2 tRNA genes are annotated in these 534 nt (G+C 47.4%); both read right to left on the reverse strand.

Going from position 1 to position 534, the window contains the following annotated elements:
- Positions 1-139 precede the first annotated feature (139 nt).
- Positions 140-215: transfer RNA gene (locus EYY67_RS24390), tRNA-Ala, on the reverse strand.
- Positions 216-352: 137 nt separating this feature from the next.
- Positions 353-429: transfer RNA gene (locus EYY67_RS24395), tRNA-Ile, on the reverse strand.
- Positions 430-534 lie beyond the last annotated feature (105 nt).

The raw sequence follows: 534 nt of genomic DNA on the forward strand, positions 1-534 counted from the left end.
ACTCAGTACTTCTACGGAGAGTGATGTTCAGCTGTAAACTTTCAATTTTCAGCTTGTTCCAGATTGTTAAAGAGCAAAATACTTCGCAGCATACTGTTTCCAATACACTCTGAAGTATTATTTAGGGGCTGTACGGTAATGGTGGAGCTAAGCGGGATCGAACCGCTGACCTCCTGCGTGCAAGGCAGGCGCTCTCCCAGCTGAGCTATAGCCCCATACAGTCACTTACAGATACCTTAATCACTAACACATCAGGAAGATGAGTTAGCCAATTACTTTCTCATCAAGGCGGAGTCATGCGAAGTTTGCTTGTGCAAACGAGACATGGCGACAACGAAGAGGAGGAAGGAATTGGTAGGCCTGAGTGGACTTGAACCACCGACCTCACCCTTATCAGGGGTGCGCTCTAACCACCTGAGCTACAAGCCTATTAAGGTATTTCTGCTCGTTACTTTCTATCAGACAATCTGTGTGGACACTGCACAATGCGTATCTTTAGGTAAGGAGGTGATCCAACCGCAGGTTCCCCTACGG

Source organism: Rahnella victoriana (genome assembly GCF_004330295.1).
Lineage (GTDB): Bacteria > Pseudomonadota > Gammaproteobacteria > Enterobacterales > Enterobacteriaceae > Rahnella > Rahnella victoriana.